11 protein-coding genes are annotated in these 16,375 nt (G+C 58.6%); 6 read left to right on the forward strand and 5 right to left on the reverse strand.

The genetic code is table 11. The features are described 5' to 3' along the window. The first annotated feature begins 53 nt into the window (after positions 1–53). Positions 54–1,097 carry an A/G-specific adenine glycosylase gene (locus tag ACWORE_RS06230; protein WP_455303176.1) on the forward strand — a complete coding sequence of 348 codons (1,044 nt, stop codon included), beginning with the start codon at positions 54–56 and terminating at the stop codon, positions 1,095–1,097. 33 nt (positions 1,098–1,130) lie between these two features. Here the strand turns inward: ACWORE_RS06230 and ACWORE_RS06235 are convergent, their stop codons facing one another. Further along, positions 1,131–3,851: an ATP-dependent Clp protease ATP-binding subunit gene (locus tag ACWORE_RS06235; protein WP_455303177.1), complete on the reverse strand. Its 2,721-nt coding sequence runs from the start codon at positions 3,849–3,851 to the stop codon at positions 1,131–1,133. A gap of 724 nt (positions 3,852–4,575) precedes the next feature. Between ACWORE_RS06235 and ACWORE_RS06240 the strand changes: the two genes are divergently transcribed. Both ACWORE_RS06240 and ACWORE_RS06245 read left to right on the forward strand, forming a co-directional pair. After that, a complete protein-coding gene (locus ACWORE_RS06240) occupies positions 4,576–5,340 on the forward strand; it encodes an SDR family NAD(P)-dependent oxidoreductase (RefSeq protein WP_455303343.1) in 765 nt (254 codons plus the stop codon). A 74-nt stretch (positions 5,341–5,414) separates the two neighbouring features. After that, positions 5,415–6,002 (forward strand): tRNA (cytidine(34)-2'-O)-methyltransferase, encoded by a 588-nt coding sequence (locus ACWORE_RS06245; protein ID WP_455303178.1) that lies wholly within the window; start codon positions 5,415–5,417, stop codon positions 6,000–6,002. A 37-nt stretch (positions 6,003–6,039) separates the two neighbouring features. On the opposite strand, the gene ACWORE_RS06250 is transcribed toward ACWORE_RS06245, so the two are convergent. Continuing rightward, positions 6,040–9,231 (reverse strand): error-prone DNA polymerase, encoded by a 3,192-nt coding sequence (locus ACWORE_RS06250; RefSeq protein ID WP_455303345.1) that lies wholly within the window; start codon positions 9,229–9,231, stop codon positions 6,040–6,042. Positions 9,232–9,831: 600 nt separating this feature from the next. Between ACWORE_RS06250 and ACWORE_RS06255 the strand changes: the two genes are divergently transcribed. Genes ACWORE_RS06255 through ACWORE_RS06265 form a run of 3 tightly spaced genes read left to right on the forward strand, consistent with a single transcriptional unit; the run spans position 9,832 to position 12,619 of the window. Next, positions 9,832–10,722, forward strand: coding sequence for a MetQ/NlpA family ABC transporter substrate-binding protein (locus ACWORE_RS06255; protein ID WP_296137218.1), 891 nt, complete (start codon positions 9,832–9,834; stop codon positions 10,720–10,722). Continuing rightward, positions 10,722–11,849 (forward strand): methionine ABC transporter ATP-binding protein, encoded by a 1,128-nt coding sequence (locus ACWORE_RS06260; protein WP_455303179.1) that lies wholly within the window; start codon positions 10,722–10,724, stop codon positions 11,847–11,849. Before ACWORE_RS06255 ends, ACWORE_RS06260 begins: the two co-directional genes overlap by 1 nt. Beyond that, a complete protein-coding gene (locus ACWORE_RS06265; protein WP_406605543.1) occupies positions 11,849–12,619 on the forward strand; it encodes a methionine ABC transporter permease in 771 nt (256 codons plus the stop codon). The genes ACWORE_RS06260 and ACWORE_RS06265 overlap by 1 nt, the downstream gene beginning before the upstream one ends. Before the next feature lie 16 nt (positions 12,620–12,635). Here the strand turns inward: ACWORE_RS06265 and ACWORE_RS06270 are convergent, their stop codons facing one another. Genes ACWORE_RS06270 through ACWORE_RS06280 form a run of 3 tightly spaced genes read right to left on the reverse strand, consistent with a single transcriptional unit; the run spans position 12,636 to position 16,361 of the window. Next, entirely contained in the window at positions 12,636–13,739 is a 1,104-nt protein-coding gene (locus tag ACWORE_RS06270; RefSeq protein WP_455303180.1) for a sucrase ferredoxin, read from the reverse strand. 31 nt (positions 13,740–13,770) lie between these two features. Continuing rightward, on the reverse strand, positions 13,771–15,492 hold the full coding sequence (locus ACWORE_RS06275) for a Y-family DNA polymerase (RefSeq protein ID WP_455303181.1): 1,722 nt from the start codon (positions 15,490–15,492) through the stop codon (positions 13,771–13,773). Next, positions 15,489–16,361, reverse strand: a complete 873-nt coding sequence (locus tag ACWORE_RS06280) for a hypothetical protein (RefSeq protein WP_455303182.1) — start codon at positions 16,359–16,361, stop codon at positions 15,489–15,491. Before ACWORE_RS06280 ends, ACWORE_RS06275 begins: the two co-directional genes overlap by 4 nt. Positions 16,362–16,375: the final 14 nt, after the last annotated feature.

Genomic DNA, 16,375 nt, shown 5'->3' on the forward strand with positions numbered 1-16,375 from the left:
GCCCCGTGGCCGCCCGCAGCAACTGACTGGCCACAGCACTACAATCAGTCGCAATGTCTACTGGCCATTCAGAACCTTTTCTTGTCGAAGAACTCAACGACTGGTTTATCCTGGCGGGACGCCATCTCCCCTGGCGTGAGCCCGGGTGCTCCGCGTGGGGAGTTCTCCTCAGCGAGGTCATGAGCCAACAAACGCCGGTCTCCCGCGTCGAACCTGCGTGGCGCGAATGGATGGACCGTTGGCCCACTCCAGCCGATTTCGCCCGCGCCGGACGTGATGAGGTTCTTCGTGCATGGGGTCGTCTGGGCTACCCTCGCCGGGCGCTCCGTCTGCACGAGTGTGCGCGGACGATCGTCGATAAGCATTCTGGTGCGGTACCCACCACAGTGGATGAGCTGCTCGATTTGCCTGGTATTGGTGAGTACACCGCGCGGGCGGTGGCCTGTTTTGCCTATGGGTGGGCGGTTCCAGTAGTGGATACGAATATCCGGCGTGTGATGGCGCGCGCTGTCCACGGGAAGTACTTGCAGGGTCCGGCGCGGCGTGCGGATCTGGATGACATGCGGGCGCTGATGCCGGTGTCGGAAGAACAAGCTGGTTCCTCAGTGGGCGCTATTGTGCAGCGCATTCGGGAAAAGGCTGGGATTCCTGAGGTCCCAGCGGAAGCCGGGACTCTTTTCGACGTTCCCGGTGTCGGGCTCGGGCATCTGAGCAATGAGCAGCTAACGGATGTGGAGCGCTCTGCCGTATTTCCGGCGTCAATCATGGAGCTCGGCGCACTGGTGTGTACTTCGCGAGTAGCGCGCTGCGAACAGTGCCCGCTTGTTCGTACATGTGCGTGGCGCCTGGCGGGCTGCCCGGAGCCGACGGAATCGGAACGCTCCGCTGTGGCACGCCGGGTTCAGAAGTTTGAGGGCACGGACCGGCAAGTCCGCGGAGCGATCATGAAGGTTCTACGCGACGCAACTGGCCCCGTCGGGAGGGACGCGATTGCACACGCGTCAAAGGATGAAGAGCAGCTCCACCGAGCCCTTCAATCACTCCTGGTTGATGGGCTCGTTGTGGACACTGATGGAAAGCTTGGGCTTCCCTGTTAGCCTTGGCCAGGCCAGATTCGGGCCGGCCCCAGCCTACTCAGATTCGGGCTGGGCGGCTCCGGATCCGGAGCCTGCGGTACCAGCGTCGGGACCACTACCTGACGATGAGGCGTTGGAGGAGTACTCCATCGGCACGATCTGGTCAGGCTCGGCGGAGGAATCGTCCGCATCCTCCTTGCGTTCCTCCAGGCTGGACTCACCCTCGCCCATCACGGCACCCGGCTTCGTCGACGTGGAGAACGTGAACTTGGCGTCGTCGCCCTTGCCTTCGCCGTCCCAGTTCTCAACATCCACGGTGACCAGTTCCCCAGCGGCAACTTCACCGTAGAGGATCTTCTCCGAAAGCTGATCCTCAATCTCGCGCTGGATGGTGCGACGCAGCGGGCGGGCGCCCAGAACAGGATCGAATCCGCGCTTCGCAAGGAGCTTCTTGCCCTTGTCGGTCAGCTCGATATCCATGTCTTTGGCGCGCAACGCGATGCCCACACGGTTCACCAGCAGGTCGACCATCTGGATGATCTGATCCTGGGTCAGCTGGTGGAACACGACGATATCGTCGATACGGTTGAGGAACTCGGGGCGAAAGTGCTTCTTGAGTTCATCGTTGACCTTCGACTTCATCCGCTCATAGCGGCCCTCTTCGTCGGTCTCGCCGACCCCAGAGAAGCCCATTCCCACGGCCTTCGAAATGTCTCCGGTACCCAGGTTCGAGGTGAAGATCAGAACCGTGTTCTTGAAGTCGACCACGCGACCCTGACCATCGGTGAGCCGGCCATCTTCCAAGACCTGCAACAAGGTGTTGTAAATCTCGTTATTGGCCTTCTCAATCTCGTCGAAGAGCACCACGGAGAACGGCTTGCGGCGAACCTTCTCGGTCAGCTGGCCGCCCTCTTCGTAGCCGACGTACCCCGGAGGTGCACCGAAGAGCCGCGACGCGGTGAACTTGTCGTGGAACTCGGACATGTCGATCTGGATGAGGGCATCGTCTTCGCCGAAGAGGAATTCCGCCAACGCCTTCGACAGCTCGGTCTTTCCGACGCCGGACGGACCGGCGAAGATGAACGATCCGGACGGACGACGCGGGTCCTTCAGGCCCGCACGGGTGCGTCGAATAGCGCGGGAGACGGACTTGACTGCGTCTTCCTGACCGATGATGCGCTTGTGGAGCTCTTCCTCCATGTGCAGCAACCGGTCGGATTCTTCCTCGGTGAGCTTGAACACGGGGATACCAGTCCAGTTAGCCAGGACCTCAGCGATCTGCTCTTCACCGACTTCGGCAACGTCTTCCAGTTCGCCCGAACGCCACTGGCGTTCTTTCTCCTCACGTTCTTCGCCGAGCTTCCGCTCCTGATCTCGCAGGCCAGCGGCTTTTTCGAAATCCTGGTCGTCGATAGCCGCTTCTTTTTGCTTACGGATTTTCGCGATTTTCTCGTCGACCTTGCGGAGGGACTCCGGCGCCGTCATCCGCTTGATGCGCATCCGTGCGCCGGCCTCGTCGATAAGGTCAACGGCCTTATCTGGCAAGAAACGATCGTTGATATAGCGGTCAGACAGCGACGCAGCTGCGACGAGGGCAGCGTCGGTAATCGACACATGGTGGTGTGCCTCATACTTCGGGAGCAGGCCCTTCAAGATCTCCACCGACAGCTCGACGGACGGCTCCGGAACCTGAACAGGCTGGAAACGACGCTCCAGAGCAGCATCTTTTTCGATGTGCTTCCGGTACTCATCCAACGTCGTGGCACCGATGGTCTGGAGCTCACCGCGAGCCAGCTTCGGCTTCAACAGCGACGCAGCGTCGATGGCACCTTCGGCGGCGCCCGCACCAACAATGGTGTGGATCTCGTCGATAAAGAGGATGATGTCGCCACGCTGGTTAATTTCCTTAAGGACCTTCTTCAGGCGCTCCTCGAAGTCACCGCGGTACCGAGAACCAGCAACAAGTGAGCCCATATCCAGGGAGTACAGCTGCTTGTCCTTCAAAATCTCCGGAACCTTGCCATTGACAATGTCCAGAGCAAGCCCCTCGACGACGGCGGTTTTACCAACACCGGGCTCGCCGATCAGGACCGGGTTGTTCTTGGTCCGGCGGCTGAGGACCTGCATAATGCGCTCGATCTCTTTTTCACGGCCGACGACCGGGTCGAGTTTGCCGTCCTTCGCAGCCTGGGTGAGGTTCCGGCCGAACTGGTCAAGGACCAGCGAATTAGACTTGCGCCCGGACTCGTTATTGGACGAACGCCCTAACGTGGCCGAACCGACGCCAGCTCCGGCAGGCTCGCTCGTTCCAGGCTCCTGAGATTCATCGCCTTGGCCTTCGTAGCCCGACAGCAGCTGGATAACTTGCTGGCGGACGCGCGGGAGATCTGCCCCTAATTTCACGAGCACCTGGGCAGCAACGCCTTCACCCTCGCGGATGAGGCCAAGCAGAATGTGCTCTGTACCGATGTACTTGTGGCCTAACTGCAGTGCCTCACGCAGGGAAAGTTCCAGGACTTTCTTCGCGCGCGGGGTAAAGGGGATGTAACCGCTGGGCGGCTGTGATCCCTTGCCAATGATGTCTTCTACTTCGCTGCGGACAGCTTCGCGGGAAATTCCCATCGACTCGAGAGCTTTGGCAGCAACGCCTTCACCCTCGCGGATGAGGCCGAGCAGAATGTGCTCTGTACCGATGTAATTGTGATTTAATGCCCTAGCTTCTTCCTGAGCTAACACAACCACACGACGGGCGCGGTCGGTAAACCTCTCAAACATGTACTGTCCTTCGCATTGAAAAATAAGCGTTATCCGGCCGTTGGGGTCTTTTCTCCGGAACGGTGGATGCCCACCGAACTGGATTGCAGACACACCAGCGACTTATGGTTTCACACCACTGTAACGGCTGGGCCGGACATGAACTTCCCCTTGGAGGAGATTACTTGCCCGAAAACGTCAAAATCGGGACATCAGACATACTGCCACACCGCTATTTATGCAGTTCAAAGGCATTGTCGACGGTTGTTCAGACGTGCGTACGCCGGGAGCGAACATAGCCATATGAGGCCCAAAATCGCACGATCGGCGGCATCCCCCGCCCGAACTCACCGCGACGGCGGCTGCGGGGTTCCCCGGCGCTGGCTAAAGTAGCCCAACATAACGATCGCGCTCCGGCGCACACAATTATTAATCGACAACACCATGTGGGAGACACATCATCATGATTCGGAAGAAATCGGCTTCGCCTCGTCCCGACGACTCGGAGGGCTTAGGAGACTCCGGCGGCGCAGAGGGCTCGGATAACCCGGCAGGCACCGATAGCGCTTCTACCTCGACCTCCTCGACGAACGAGATGCAAGGATCACAATTCGACCGCGCCGAGGCCACCGCGAATACCACCGACACCACGGGCGCACGGCAGGACCAGAGCGTCACCGCATCATCGTTGAATGTGAAATCAAACGCCGGCCAGAGTGTCGTCGAAACTGAACCGCATGGTTTTATTTCTGTCGATTTAAGTGGCCGTACCGCCGTCGTCACTGGGGGTGCCGGCGGGATTGGTGCGGCTGCGGCGCGGGCTTTGGCGGCGTCGGGTGCGCACGTCATCGTCGCTGATTTAATTGGTCAGGATACCGATGGAGCGGTGGACGATATCCATGAGCTCGGTGGTTCCGCGGAAGTGTGGGATGTGGATTTGCGCGACCATGAGCTCCTGGCGGAGATGACGCTAGATTGCGATATTTTGGTCAACTGTGCAGGGTCGCAGGTGATTGCCCATATTGAGGATTACGAACCAGCGGACTGGGATCGGATTATCGACACCATGTTGACGGCCCCATTTTTGCTGACGCGGGCGGCACTCCCCCACATGTACGAGGAAGAGTGGGGGCGCATTGTGAATGTGTGTAGCGTGCATGGGCTCCGCGGGTCGGAGGGGCGCGTGGCCTACACGTCGGCGGTGCATGGCCTGGAGGGTTTGACGAAGGTCACGGCAATTGAGGGTGGGCCTCACGGTGTGACGGCGAACTGTGTGAACCCCGGTTTTACGAGGACTGCACAGGTTCAGAAGCAGATCCGGCAGCAGGCTGCGCTCCATTGGCTCCCAGAAGACGAAGTCGTAGAGAAAGTGCTGCTGAACCGTAATTCGATCAAGGAAATGGCCACGGTGGATGAGGTCGCTGCACAGATTATTTGGTTGTGCTCCGACTATGCGCGCCTGATTACCGGCTCTAGCTTGTCTATCGACGGTGGCGCTACGGCTAGCTAAGCGCACTGAGCACGTTAGCGAGCTCGGCGCAGTAGCAGCGGAAATCAGTGGATTGAGGGTGAGTACGGTAATCCGTGATGAGTGAAGCTGATGTGAATTCGGTGCGCGATCTTAAGTCGGTGCATGATCGGGCCCATGGGATAGCGCGTGCGCTGGGCGAGGATACGATCCGCAACCCCAACCCTCCTCTTCATGTTGTGTTTGACCAGCCGGTGATACCTCCGAACACTGGCAATGCGATCCGCATGTGTGCAGGTGTGGGGGCGCATCTGCATTTGTGCGAACCGTTGGGGTTCAATTTGGAGGAAAAGAATTTACGACGGGCCGGGCTGGACTATCACGACTTGGTGGATGTGACTATTCACCCCAGTTTGGACGAGTGTTTAACGACGCTGGGCGCGGGGGCGCCGGATGGGCCGAAGGTGTATGCGTTCACGTCGCATACGTCGGTGCGCGTGGACACTGTGTCCTACCAGTGGGGCGATGTGCTCCTTTTCGGTTGCGAACCGACCGGCTTGAGCGCTGAGGCGTTGGCTGATCCTCGGATTACGAGCCGTGTGCGGATTCCTATGCTTCCTGGGCGCCGGTCGATGAATTTGTCGAACGCTGCGGCGGTGGGTGCTTATGAAGCGTGGCGGCAGCTTGGTTACCAGGGCGTATAGGTGGGCGTAGTAGTGCTTGCCCGGGGCGTATAGGTCGTTACCGGAAATCTCGTGATGGTCCGGCAAGGGCGGCTCCTCCCAGTGAGGTGTCCAGAGAGTCGATGCGGTCGGCCACGACGGCGACGGCCCCGGCTGCGTTGTGGACGATTCCCCGTATAGCGACCATGCGTGATGTTTGGGCCACCGTTCTGTAGCGCGTCCAGCACCCGGGGGACACTGTGATGTTCGCAAGGCCCGTTTCATCTTCTAGGCCGAGGAAAACCACTCCTCCTGCGGTTCCTGGCCGCTGGCGGTGTGTGACTGTCCCCGCGACGGTCACTCGGGTGGAGTCTTCGCACGATGCCAGCTGTCTAATGGATACGATTCCGGCATTGTCCAGGTGTTTTCTGAGCAGTTCGACGGGGTGGATATCGGCTGTGATGCCCGTCGACGCTATGTCAGCCGCGGCGAATTCAAACGCGCTCATCCCCGGTAGGGACGGTATCGAGATTTCACTCATCCCGGGGAGCATGCCGGGCCGTTCATGGGCCGCAATTCCTGCAGCCCACAGGCCTTCGCGCCGGTCAATCCCCATGCTGCGGAGCGCACCGGCGGTGGCAAGCGCCTCCACCTGGGACACGCTGATTCCCGCCCGGCGCGACAGATCCGCAATTCGCGTAAAGGGGCCGCCGTCGTGGCGCGCCTGAACGACAGCTTTCGCCCCACGGGCGCCGAGCCCCTTCACAGCGCCGAGGCCTAGTCTCAGGCTGTTGGCGGCGCCGGGTTCCAGACCAGGGTTGTCGATGGCGGTGGCCTCCACGTCGGAGTGGTTGACGTCGATGGGGAGGATGTCGACGCCGTGGCGTCGGGCGTCGGCAATGAGCGACTGTGGGGAGTAAAACCCCATGGGCTGGGCGCGGAGGAGGGCGACGCAGAATTCCGCCGGGTAGTAGCGCTTGAACCACGCGGAGAAGTAGACGATCGACGCGAAGGATTGTGCGTGGGATTCGGGGAATCCGTAGGCGGCGAAGGCGATGATTTTCTTCCACAGCGTGGCGATGGTGGCTTCATCCATGCCGTGCTTCTCGAGGCAGCCACGGGCAAAGCGTGCGTGGAGCTGCTCCATTTTCTTGGCAGAGCGCTTCGACCCCATGGCACGCCGGAGTGCGTCGGCCTCGACGGGCGTGAATCCTGCGGCGTCAACAGCGACCCTCATGACCTGTTCCTGAAACAGCGGAACACCCAGCGTTTTTGATAGCGCGTCCTTGAGGCAGGGGTGGTCAAAAGTGACTTCTTCTTCACCGTTTCGACGTCGAATGTAGGGGTGGACCGACCCGCCTTGGATGGGCCCTGGGCGAATGAGGGCAACTTGGACAACGAGGTCGTAGAACTCGCGTGGCTTGAGCCTGGGCAGCGCGGACATTTGGGCACGGGATTCCACTTGGAATACGCCCACAGCGTCGGCGCGGGCGAGCATGGCATACACCTCGGGGTCATCGAGCCCTAGTTGCCACAGATTCACTGTTCGTCCGCGGTGGTCGCGGACCTGGTCGATGGCGTGATGGATGGCTTCCAACATGCCGAGCCCGAGGAGATCGAATTTGACGAGACCTCCGCTAGCTGCGTCGTCTTTGTCCCACTGGATGATGGAGCGGTTCTCCATTCGTGCCCATTCGACGGGGACGACGTCGGCAATGGGGCGGTCACAGATCACCATTCCGCCCGAGTGGATGCCCAGGTGGCGGGGTTGCCCGCGGAGTTGCTCGGCAAGGGTGGCTACATCGTTGGGGGCGTCGTCGAGGCCACGCACCCATGCGTCGATACGGCCGGGCGAATACCCCAAAGCGCGGGCTGCATCGCGGAGGGCACCCCGTCGTCGGTATGTAATGACATTAGCCACCTGAGCAGCGTTTTCTCTGCCATATTTGTTATAGCAATACTGGATAACTTCTTCCCGACGGCCCGACTCAATGTCCAGATCAATATCCGGCGGGCCTTCCCTTTCCGGGCTGAGGAAGCGCTCGAAGAGAAGATCGGCGGCAACGGGATCCACATTGGTAATTCCAAGGGCAAAGCACACCGCCGAGTTAGCCGACGAACCTCTCCCCTGCGCCAGGATATTGGCCCGGCGGCAAAAGTCGACCAGATCCGTCACGATGAGGAAGTACCCCGGAAAATTCAAGCTCCCAATCACGTTGAGCTCGTGATCAATTTGCGCCCACGCTGCGTGATTATCCTCCCGCGAGCCATAACGCACAGCGCCGCGCTCCTCCACCATGTGCTCGAGCCAGGTGATTTCGGTATATCCTTCCGGGACCGGCCAATCAGGAAGCTCCGGCGCAATGGTGGTCAGCGTGAAGGCACAGTCACGGGCAACGGCAAGCGTGTTCGCCGTGAGCTCCGGATACTCGGCGTCGAACATTTCGGCCCCACTGCGCAAATATGTTCCGCCGATGGGGTGCGTGTACGGCTCCGCATCCTCGACGTCCTTCCGATACCTCAGCGCTGTTTTCGCCCCAGCTAGACGCCCACTTTTGGGCCGCGCCGCGGTGGCCGCGGAGGAATACACCGCCGCTAGACCCAGCTGTTCAGCGGCCTCCAATTGTTCTTCATGACGGTCGGCATCATCGGGCACGAGCAGCCGGTCGAGCTCCACAACAACCTGAGGAAAATGCTCCACCAACTCATCAAGGTGAGGCGTCCATGAATAGTCCGCCAGAATGATCCAGTGGTCACCACCGCGCCGGGCCAGCTCGTCAATAGGCGGATAACGCACCTCATTCTTCTCGCCGGTACACATGTGGGCGTCGGAAATTACGCGCGAGAGACGTCGATAGCCCTCCGCTCCACGACAAAGCACCGTTAAAATTCTTTCGTTTTTCGACGACGCAGGCTGGGACGAATAAACCGAACTCTGCGACAAGGGCGACGCCGACGATGACGAGGCTGCGGACGCCGACGCAGCCTGGGGTGAGGAAACAGACGGCGTCAATGTCAGCTCCGCGCCGAAGATGGTGGCGATTCCGGAATCGGCGGCAGCCTCCGCGAACTGAACAGCGCCATATACTCCATCACGATCCACCAACGCGAGCGCTTCGAGGCCTAATTCAGCAGCTGAATCCACCATCTCTGCTGGCGACGACGCGCCGCGGAGAAAAGAGTATGCCGAACATGCGTGCAGTTCAGCGAAGGGAATATGATCGCGTTGGTTAACTCCAACACTAGGGCTCTCGTCCTGATGAGATACCATCGTCGCCGTACCCGCGCGCGTCGGGAAAAAGCCCGATGACGTGGCATTTTGCGAGGTTTCCGAGGAAGTAATTGGCTCCGTATCTATTCCTGATAAGATACGCTCCAGCCGCGACCACGACAGTGGTCCGCCATTCATTGAACCTCGAGCCGTCACCCAATCCATAGCGATAGATTAGTACGCGTGTTCGATTATCGCTAGTATCATTTGCCACAACCAAGGCAGTGCCTGGTGGCGCCCTATTTTCACTCACTGTCAACTCTTCACCCCGCACTCTGCACCCTTTCTACGTCCCAACCCTATCCCGACCTACTTCCGTCATATTTCCGTTGCAACATGGCTTGTTACCTCGCCTGTTAGAACCAAATTTTTATATCTCTTCACAAGAGGGCAGAATGAGTCTCGACAATTAGACAGCTTGGTCTATGATTTTGGCCGTTGGGGTATCGGTTCACGTGAGCTCATCTCCACCGTCCGAGCATGGCCAGCCTTGTCTGGCCTCACCGCTGTGGCCTCACGTGAGGGCGCAGCGCTTTAGAGACTCGCACGAACAATTACACATCATCACGACAACCACATGAATGAAGGGACATAACCATCATGGTCACATCATTACGGCGTCTCAGCGCGCTCATCCTGGCGTCCGGGCTCACACTGACCGGCCTCACCGCGTGCCATCCACCGGGAGAAAGCGGCGGTGGATCTAACACCGTGACCATTGGTACGACCGATTCGTCGAAAACGGCATGGACAGTTTTCCGTCAAGAAGCTGAGAAAGAAGGCGTCCACTTGGATGTCCAGGATTTCTCGGATTACAACACGCCAAACACCGCACTCAGCGAGGGCGTGCTGGATGTGAACTTATTCCAGCACATTAAATTCTTGGCATCGTATAACGTCGAATCTAATTCGGATCTCGTTCCCGTTGGTTCGACAGAAATTGTTCCGCTCGCTTTGTTCTATAAGGGTCATACAGACATTAATGATCTTAAAGACGGAACGTCAATCGCTATTCCGAATGACAGCACTAACCAGGGTCGCGCTATTAACCTTCTCGAAGCACAGCACTTGGTGACGCTGAAGAAAACGGACCTTTTGAACCCCACGCCAGCGGACATCGATCAATCGCAGTCGAAGGTCAGCGTGACCCCTGTCGACGCTGCTCAAACGGCTACTGCATGGGGTGAGGGAACGCCCGCCGTCGTCAATAACACGTATCTTCAACGTGCGGGAATTGACCCGAAGACGGCCATCGCCGCTGATGATCCCAAAGCCGATAATGCAAAGCCATATATCAATGTTTTCGCCACTCGTCCCGAAAAAAAGAATGACGAAAACATCAAGAAATTGGTGAAAGTGTGGCACAGCGACGCCGTGCAAAAGGCGAATGCGGAGGACACCAAGGATACGTCCGTATCTGTTGATCTCCCCGCTAACGAGCTAGAGGATATTTTGAAAGATACTGAAAAGAAAACACGGGAGGAATCCTAATGGCATCGATTCCCACAGAGAATTCCACCCAGCCAACTTCCACCCAGCCGACTTCCGGCAGCTCCACACTCACTTTTGATGACCGCCCGACAGATCACGGCACCCGCGTGGAGTTCCGCGATGTCACCAAGACGTTCAAGCAGGGCAAACGGGACACTCACGCGCTCAACGGGATTTCGCTCACCGTAGAGCCGGGCGAGATCCTGGGTGTGATCGGGTATTCCGGCGCGGGTAAATCCACGCTGGTTCGCATGATTAACGGTTTGGATCGACCCACCTCGGGGTCGGTCACGCTGGGTAGCACCACGATCACCGATCTGCCGGAGCGGAAACTGCGTGGCCTGCGCAAGAACATCGGCATGATTTTCCAGCAGTTCAACCTGATGAATTCCCGCACGGCCGCCGCGAATGTGGCGTACCCCCTCGCGCTGGCCAAGGTGCCGCGGTCTCAGCGCTCGAAGCGCGTGAAGGAATTGCTCGACTTCGTCGGGCTGAGCGATAAGGGCAAAAACTACCCTGACCAGCTCTCGGGCGGGCAGAAGCAGCGTGTGGGCATTGCTCGTTCGTTGGCAACCGATCCTTCGCTTCTTCTTGCCGACGAGGCCACGTCGGCACTGGATCCGGAAACAACTCAAGATGTTCTGGATTTGCTGCACAAGGTGAACCGTGAGCTCGGGATCACCATCGTTGTGATTACTCACGAAATGGAAGTTGTTCGTTCGATTGCGGACCGCGTGGCCGTGATGGAAAAGGGCAAGGTCGTCGAATATGGGCCGGTGCACGAGATTTTCTCGCACCCTCGTGAGGAAGTGACCAAGCGGTTCGTCGCGACTGCTCTTCGCGATACTCCGGAGGGCCGCGAGCGTGATTCACTGCTTACGGAAGTTGCCGATAATCCGCGTGAGCGGCTGATCACGGTTCGTGTCGACGATGCGCGCGACTTGAGTTCGGCGTTTGCCCTGGCTACCGAGCGGAATGTGACCGTCGGGTTTGTGCATGGGGCTGTGAATAATATCCAGGAGCATTCGTTTGGACGGTTGACAGTGAAGCTGACCGGGCCAGAGGACGGCGTCAAGGATGTTGTTGCCCGTCTTGCCGAGTTAACCGAGTGTGAGGAGATCAACTAATGGTCAGCGTAGCGTTACATACTGCCGACGCCCTGGCTGGCGTGGGCGCATCAATTCACAATGCTGTGGCTCACAGCGCCGTGGCGCGCGATCTCGTTCTTGCCGCGGGGACGACGGACTGGGACAATCTGAAGCCCACGATGGTCACAGCGTTTTGGACGACGCTGTGGATGGTCGGGTGGACGATCCTTCTGGGTGGCTTGTTTGGCCTGATCATCGGCGTGTTGCTGTATGCGTCGAGGTCGTCTGGTGTGTTGGCTAATAAGCCTTTGTACTGGACGCTGAATATTTTGGTGAACATTATTCGCCCGATACCGTTCATCATTTTGATTGCGGCGGCTGGTCCTCTGACGAAGGCTGTGATGGGGACGACGATCGGCACGGAGGCGGCTACGTTCGTCATGGTGATTGCTGCAACGTTTGCGGTGGCCCGCATTGTGGAGCAGAACCTGGTGAGTGTTGATCCTGGCGTTGTTGAGGCTGCCCGTGCGATGGGTGCGTCGCCTCTGAAGATTTTGTGGAGCGTGGTGATCCGTGAGGCTTTGGGCCCGTTGATTTTGGGTTACACGTTCATCTTTATCGCGATTGTCGATATGTCCGCGATGGCTGGCTACATCGGCGGTGGCGGTTTGGGTGACTTCGCCATCACCTATGGTTACCGTGCGTTCGACTGGAACGTCACTTTGGTGGCGACGGTGATTATCATCGTGCTGGTGCAATTCGCCCAGTTGATTGGTAACACGCTCGCGCGGCTGGTCATGCGCCGATAGCGCTTAGCGCGAGGATCTAGACCTGGGTGACATGGTGTGCCACCCAGGTTTTTCCATGTTTCGGGGGTTTTCCACACGAAGCCATGACGTCTCCAGCGGACACCTGCTCCAGGTGAACAACCCACGTGTCTCCACGTGATGTTTCGACGGTTCGCCACGCTGTTTTTGGGTGGTGGTCGTCGGAATTGGTTCTGGACGATGTGCGGTCGTGGGCCGCTATTTCTTTTTCTGCTCTTTCTTGTTCCTGTTCTGTCGTTTCTTTGACGACGAGACTGCCGACGGGAACTGTGTGCGCTCCGAGTTTTTGCGCGACGGCGATTTCGGCGGTTTGTCCTGGCGCATCCCAGCATCCGCGACCACGCAAGCCGGTGAGGTACATGTGTCCTTGCGCATTTGTTTTCACAGCGTCGATGGCTTGACCTGTGGGAATCCGCCCGTAGGAGTATCCCCAGGGCAGCAGGATCATGGTGGGCGCAAAGCGGTGTCCTTTGGAGTGCGATGTCTCCCACACTTCATCACCGAAGAAGCACGTCTGCATCCCCGCTGCGAGGGGTCGTCCTTTAATTGCACAACAGCGGTCCCTTTTCCCATGCGTGCAGACAAGCATGATCGGGTGGTTAACGCGTTCAACGGGCCGGGCGGGAAGTTCGCTTCTCCCCCATGTGCCGTCGGCAAGGGCTTGGATATCCAGGTGCAGGAGGTCTTCGACGCCGGAGATGCGCGTGGTAAAGCAGGTGCCTTGGTCTGTTCTGGCTATATAGAGTTTTCTTTCGTCGCGGAATTGCCCAGCTCTGCCGGGTTTTCTGATGAACTGCATTGATGCGCCATTGTCTTTAAGGACTTTCTTGAGGGGCGCGGTGAGGTCTCCCAAGACATCGTCATCCATAATGTCCCGGCCCCACCCTTTGAGATATTCAACCGCCAGGAAAAGCCTCATGGATTTGGCCGTGCCGGGGAGAGCTTCGTTGCCAAAGTCTGAGCATCGCATAGTTTTCCACGCCTCGTCAGCCTGGTTGGCCTCAACACCCTGACGGGCTGAACTCGCGCGCTGTGCACTTATTTGCTCCGCTGCGTTTTCTTGCGTGGCTTGTTCCTCCATGTGCCCTTCCTTGGTGGTCATAGAGCATGAGGGTACCCGCGTACTGCGTGGTTCACCGATATACACCTTCAATTCGCCACTTCTTTCCTCTGCAGATGAGTAGCAACCCGCTGGGTTGGTTTGTGGTCACTTGTAGGCGTGCGAAGCGACGTCCTTGTGCCCACCATTGTTCATCGACGGGCCAGGGTCCGGACCAGCCTGTGATGTCATAGCGCTTAGTTCCCCATGCCACACAGGCTGGCTGGGCACTGAGTAGTGAGCGTCCTGTCACGATAATGTCGTGGCCGTCTTCGTCGAGAAGAGAGACTCCACTCGCAGGGTGTGCAGCACTAGGCCCACGCTCGACGCGTTTGGTGACTGGAATGGGGGCTGGAAATTGACCTGGCCACGAATACGTGCTGCTCGGAAGATCGGGGGCGGATTCACCCACGGGGACAAGAGCAATGCGGTCCTCAGGGCCACGCCCACCTTTCAGCACGGGAGTGCATACTCTGTCTGGCCCCAGCATTGTCTGCACCCGAGCTAATGCGGCATGGGCAGCATGGTCTTCCTTGGCACACCATAAACCACGCATGGAGCTGCTTGTCGTTTCAATGGGGTCAAGGGTGAGTTCGCATGCGCCCACACCGACCGGGGTTGCATCGACCTCGACGCTATCGGGCACCCCAGCGTTATCGGACGCACCCGATTCATGGTCAGATTGCCCGACGGTGGCAGCAGCACGCGACACAAAACGGTGAAGCCACCCCTCCAGTTGCCACCGCACTCGCTGGGCTATGGCGTGCTCGGTGAGCTGGTCCGTGCACCGCCACACTCGTTCCAATTCTTGATCCCCATCGGGGGTGCGAATAAGTGCCCGTATAGCGACGCGCAAACATATCTGCCCTCTATCGGAGAGTTGATCGTGAAGATCTGCCGCTAGACGACGACCAATAAACGCGACCGTATCGGAGCGGGACTCGGGCGAATCGCAATGATGCGTAATGGCCAGGTCACTGGTGTTTTCTTGGGGAGTTAGTCGTCGCGATGGAGCACCACGGGCGATAGACCACCACCACAAGCCCTCTGCCCCAAAACGAGATGACACATCTCGCCGCGATAGACCCGCCCAGTCCTTCATGCGTGTTATGCCCATTTTCTCGAGGGTGTCCACCAGTTCTTGGGGTTGGCCTAATGCTTTGTCCTCGCACAATGTTCGTACAGGTAGCCCGGCCAAGAAATCTGCATCGTGTCCCTCCGGGATAGTCATCCCCCGACGAGCAGCGAATACCGCAGTAGGTAGTGTTCCTGCAGCTCCGGCGATAACGTCCACTCCCGGCCGAGCGACCGCATCAAGAACCATGGTGATCGCACGCTCTTCTGAGCCGTAGTATTTCACCAGCGGTGCTGACTTCACAGCAATGAGCCCGGGACGCAAAAGCTCGATACCAGCGGAAATGGAATCGACGTCGGCAACAAAGTCTTCAAAATATCTGGCATCACGGTCGTCGTCGGCGGGCATGATGTGCATCGTCGGGCATAACGACTGAGCTTGTCTGCGTTTCATGCCGCGTCGGACTCCTACATGCCGCGCCTGGCGGTCACATACATACACACCATGCTGGTCCACTAACGCCAGCGGCCCGTCCGGAACCTCGTTGTCACAGCGGGCAGCATAGAGAGGGAAATCTGGAACCCAGAGGACTATTGTTCGCTCATCCATGGGCACGCCTGACTGCTCACGATGAGGATCATCTGCGCACTGACTTGCATCAATAGAGTTATCCGGTGTCATCCTGCGGCCTCCACTGCGTTCAGATCAAGAGCTTTCACACTCTTGCGCCAATGGTGGGTCTGCGTCGGACGGTGGTGGCGTATCGGTTGGGCGAAGGACCCCACACCCATGTGCCACTGCCCTCGCTGGGGAGGTCGATGCCGATCCTCCACACGCATATCCACGCTCATGCCACGAATACGTCCGCGACCTCGGCCTAAACCGCGAAAAGCGCTCACGATGGCGTCGATACGCAAAGAAACACCAGGCCACCGCACACCGCAGACAAGAAGGGCACACCGAGACGAGCGGACACGGCTCATCACTGGCCGCGCCAATGATGGCGGCACATTTGCTTGCCCTTGGCCGCAATAAATGACGAGGTCCATCCCCTCGCACAGCACACCCAGCACGCTGAGAGGATCGGGGGCGTTGATATCCGCGTCGCCAGTAGCGTCGGGACAATCGACCACGGCGACTAACGATAAATCACCGCCCGCATCTGAGACTGCGGCCCACAAGAGGTCACTCAATCCGATAACAGCAACGTGTTTTCCCGCAGCGGTCACCTGGGCAATGATGTGCACCAGCGCGGTCGGGCAATCCGCAATCGATGTTGCCGCGCCACGAGGAAGACCGCCCAGCGATGTCAGCTCCCCTAAAGGCCCCTGCAGAGAGAGAACTTCCAGCATCGAACGTTCGAACGATTCTTTTTCCTCAGGATATGAACGTCGTTCACCAGGATGCGGCAAAGAGTCGGATTCCTTGACTTGAGGATAGTCAGGGACCGACACCAGATGCGCCATGCGCGAGCGAAGGATCTCCACCTTTTCATCATTCGAAAGTGCAGTAAGGTCCGTAGCTACTGCACCAGCTCCCGCCTGTGTCATCTTTGATCAGCCCT

The sequence above is a fragment of the Corynebacterium sp. c7Ub_26 genome, assembly GCF_053760365.1.

What these genes read in the sequence shown, in the direction of transcription:
- ACWORE_RS06275 (WP_455303181.1), bottom strand. Translation starts at nt 15,492, where the DNA reads ATGACACCGGATAACTCTATTGATGCAAGTCAGTGCGCAGATGATCCT.
- ACWORE_RS06235 (WP_455303177.1), bottom strand. Translation starts at nt 3,851, where the DNA reads ATGTTTGAGAGGTTTACCGACCGCGCCCGTCGTGTGGTTGTGTTAGCT.
- ACWORE_RS06280 (WP_455303182.1), bottom strand. Translation starts at nt 16,361, where the DNA reads ATGACACAGGCGGGAGCTGGTGCAGTAGCTACGGACCTTACTGCACTT.
- ACWORE_RS06260 (WP_455303179.1), top strand. Translation starts at nt 10,722, where the DNA reads ATGGCATCGATTCCCACAGAGAATTCCACCCAGCCAACTTCCACCCAG.
- ACWORE_RS06265 (WP_406605543.1), top strand. Translation starts at nt 11,849, where the DNA reads ATGGTCAGCGTAGCGTTACATACTGCCGACGCCCTGGCTGGCGTGGGC.
- ACWORE_RS06250 (WP_455303345.1), bottom strand. Translation starts at nt 9,231, where the DNA reads ATGGTATCTCATCAGGACGAGAGCCCTAGTGTTGGAGTTAACCAACGC.
- ACWORE_RS06270 (WP_455303180.1), bottom strand. Translation starts at nt 13,739, where the DNA reads ATGACCACCAAGGAAGGGCACATGGAGGAACAAGCCACGCAAGAAAAC.
- ACWORE_RS06230 (WP_455303176.1), top strand. Translation starts at nt 54, where the DNA reads ATGTCTACTGGCCATTCAGAACCTTTTCTTGTCGAAGAACTCAACGAC.
- ACWORE_RS06255 (WP_296137218.1), top strand. Translation starts at nt 9,832, where the DNA reads ATGGTCACATCATTACGGCGTCTCAGCGCGCTCATCCTGGCGTCCGGG.